Here is a 3,226-nt window from a genome sequence, read left to right on the forward strand (position 1 = left end):
CATCAAGGACTAATAACTTCTTTTTCAGTCTATTAATTATTTTCATTTCTAACCTTTAATTGTATTAATAGAAAAGTATGGCGAGTGGAAAGTGAAAGCTTTTATTAATCAATTACATCATATAGTCAAACATTCCATTCGATATAAATACCACAATCGAAGCTTTTTTTATTATATTATACAACAATTCTACCCCAATCATGATCCCATTGAAATCCATATGGGGGATTGTTTATTTTGAGCTTAGGGCTTGAGGTTATTTCATTCTAAACCCATGATATCAAATGCTGCTGCTCATCCGATAAATTACTTAGGCTAGCCCTTTTATCCCAATCCACTAGAGTTTTATAAAAACTTCCCTCCCTCACTAGTAGGGAATATTAATGGAGAAAAAGAAAACACTGAAGACCTCAATTCCAAAATGAAAACTTGATCTTTCCATTTAATATTATCGATAGCAAAATAAAAAGGACCTACTGTAGTCAATGACGAAAAGAACCTGTAAAATGCGGAATTTTTAAAAGTATCAACATCCTTTAATGCGATGGGATAGTTGTTAATTGCTACAAATCCAGTATGAACATCAAGTTTTATTTCTAACATATCTAAACCACCTTGTCTGGAAGTGACTACGTTATATTACGAACTATATATATCCCATAATTTAATAACTTTATCTTATATGAGACTGAAATCTGCCCCCACTTAAAGATCCACCTAATGATGTCTGTTTCTGTGGTATCAGAAGTGTCCAGTTTAGTGATTCTTTCTGCCAATCAGACAAGTTTTTACTGAGTTAGTTTCCGTTTGATACTCGCAACTCTGAACGATTATTAACATAAAGTCTTAGATTATTATAAAAAAATAATTACACTTAAATCTGGTATTTTTAGTCTTTGGAATACCACAAATGTTTGATTATTTTTTTATAGGCGGCTGTCTTTGACATGGGAAATGGCCTCCCATAGGGTCAATTTCAATTCTATTTACCCCATGTGATTTTTTACACCGCATAATTAAATAATTGCGAGTTTTTTTCACCAAGACACACACAATTCATAACTTTATATTATTCCATTTGCAATAATCCCTCCAAGATTTTTCATCTCTAAAACCAGAACGATAATTACAATAAATTGCACCTGAACAATTCCAATGGTCATATGCCGCATTTATATGGCCCCATGCTCCATTTACTGGGAGGTCAACGTTCGTTTTATCTTTAAACCAATCCCTTAATTTTTTTGCAACTTTCCCCTCAGGTTTTTTTTGTTCTCCATCGATTAATTTATAAGGTGCGAAGCTCCAACTACCTATAATAGCATTTTCATCATTAGGTTGAATAAAGTTTATTATCAAATAAATATCACCATGCGCGTTTCCTTTTATGTTAAAAATAGCTCTATAGGAGACTGTATCACATCCTTTATCTGGCCAAGCCTCCCAATTTAAATTATCATTATTCATTATTTCTTTTTTGGTTGTAAGTGGTGTCAGTGCGAGTATTTTTTTGAAGCAAAAAGCGCCTGTATCTATATCAAGATTCATGGTTACATTCCGATATCAAAAGGCTTGCCAATAGGCTCAAGCACAGTTTTATAATTAGAAAGGAAAAACTGTGTTCCTCCTCCCTGACCAAAAACAACAGGATCTTGTGATAATGCTTGTCCCGTTCCAGCTACTGCATCACGTTTTACACGGTACGCCTGAATTTTGCTACGGAATCCAAAGATCCTATGTGGCTGTACCTGCAAACTCTCCCATAGTTTTTGTCTACTACCGCCAGCGGCATCAAGAGTTGCCTTATCAAAATAAAAGCCAGATTGTCCAGGAGCACCACCGTAGATGACGTCACCTTCTTTTAACATTGTGTTAGACCATAAATCGCGTCCTTTGTACTCCCCATGACCTTGCCACTGCCTTCCGAAAGCAGCCTGATTATGGTCATTTGCTTTCGTCGGTGCACATCTTGGTTTCAACCCCCACGGATCCACCCACCCCAGCGCATTCGGCGCATACTGGTAAAGGTTTATCCCCCCCGCCAGCCCTATCGGGTCCTGCTGCGTAAACCGTCCGCAGTCCGGGTCATAATACCGGAACAGATTGTAGTGCAGCCCTGTCTCACGGTCCAGGTATTGCCCCTGCATCCGCAGGTTCTGAGAATATCCTGATACCTGCGTCTCGCTTTCCCGCAGCAGCTTGCCCCAGGCGCTGTTCACACCTTCCCAGCGCACCTGCCCTTCGCTATCCGTCATCCGTTCCGGCGTGCCGTTGGGCTGGCAGTGGAACCAGAAGATCTCCGGGGCATCAACCCCGTCGATACGCGCCAGCGGATCGTAGCTGTCCTGATCGCTGTAGACGTAGGTCAGCGGCACTTCCCCGTGCACTTCCTGCAACAGGCGGAACCCTTCCCAGACAAACCGCGTGGTGACTGGCTTACCGGTTGGCTGGCCGCCCAGCATCTGGCGGCGCGTTTTGCTGATGCGTCGCCCGAGCGGATCGTAGCGGAAGCTGACCTGCGTCTGAGGTTTATTGCGGTCCCGCGGCTGGCTGATGACCTCCGTCAGGCGATGCTCGCTGTCGTAGCGGTAGTGCCGGCGCATCTGGCCGTTATCTTTCTCCACGGTGCGACCGTGGATGTCATAGCGCCAGCGAATGCCGTTCAGATGCGTCAGGCGGTTGTGCGTGACCTTCTCAGCAGATCCTTCGAGCGGGTTGGCTGCATCCCAGCGCCACTGCTCCTGGCCGGGCAGCGTGCCGTCCTGAACCAGCAGGCGCCCGGCGCTGTCGTACTGCCAGCGGTACCAGCTGAACGTGTTATCGTCACGCTCTTCGCGAACCAGGTTATTACGGTAATCGTAATCCCAGCGGCGCGGCGACGGGCACTGAGCGTTGCCGGTAAAGACGTCACGCCGATGCAGTCGGCCCAGGCGGTCGTATTCGCTGCGGGTGGTCAGCAGCCCCTGCGTGCGGCTGGTCTCACGATGGAGTTCGTCGCGGGTTAAATTGGAGATCGACAGCTTATTGAGAACAAGGTGAGCAAGGCGAGAAAGAATCAGGCAAGATGCGTGCGAAAGGGAAAGATTACATCGTTAAAGATGGCTATGTGATGAACTTCCTGTTTAATGTTTGATTTGTTTTGAATGAAAAAAATCCACGCTTTGGCGTGGATTTTTTGCGGGGTTAAAACACATTCTCTAATAGTTCTGTTTTCATGCTGGGTTCA

Annotated in this window: 2 protein-coding genes and 2 pseudogenes; 1 reads left to right on the forward strand and 3 read right to left on the reverse strand. The window is 44.3% G+C overall.

The genetic code is table 11. The annotated features are described in order from the left end of the window. Positions 1-345 precede the first annotated feature (345 nt). From IM291_RS22015 to IM291_RS21765, 3 genes and pseudogenes are all read right to left on the reverse strand, one after another. Positions 346-603, reverse strand: a complete 258-nt coding sequence (locus IM291_RS22015) for a hypothetical protein (RefSeq protein WP_226840468.1) — start codon at positions 601-603, stop codon at positions 346-348. Positions 604-1,056: 453 nt separating this feature from the next. After that, entirely contained in the window at positions 1,057-1,548 is a 492-nt protein-coding gene (locus tag IM291_RS21760; RefSeq protein ID WP_192987635.1) for a hypothetical protein, read from the reverse strand. Positions 1,549-1,550: 2 nt separating this feature from the next. Beyond that, positions 1,551-3,029 (reverse strand): annotated as a pseudogene (locus tag IM291_RS21765) (RHS repeat domain-containing protein); the annotation flags it as partial. 2 nt (positions 3,030-3,031) lie between these two features. Here IM291_RS21765 and IM291_RS21770 point away from each other — a divergent pair. Continuing rightward, positions 3,032-3,133 (forward strand): annotated as a pseudogene (locus IM291_RS21770) (DUF933 domain-containing protein); the annotation flags it as partial. Between the last annotated feature and the right edge of the window lie 93 nt (positions 3,134-3,226).

It is taken from the genome of Enterobacter cloacae complex sp. P27C (genome assembly GCF_014895705.1).
In the GTDB taxonomy this organism is placed as follows: Bacteria; Pseudomonadota; Gammaproteobacteria; order Enterobacterales; family Enterobacteriaceae; genus Enterobacter; species Enterobacter bugandensis.

What these genes read in the sequence shown, in the direction of transcription:
- IM291_RS22015 (WP_226840468.1), bottom strand. Translation starts at nt 603, where the DNA reads ATGTTAGAAATAAAACTTGATGTTCATACTGGATTTGTAGCAATTAAC.
- IM291_RS21760 (WP_192987635.1), bottom strand. Translation starts at nt 1,548, where the DNA reads ATGAATCTTGATATAGATACAGGCGCTTTTTGCTTCAAAAAAATACTC.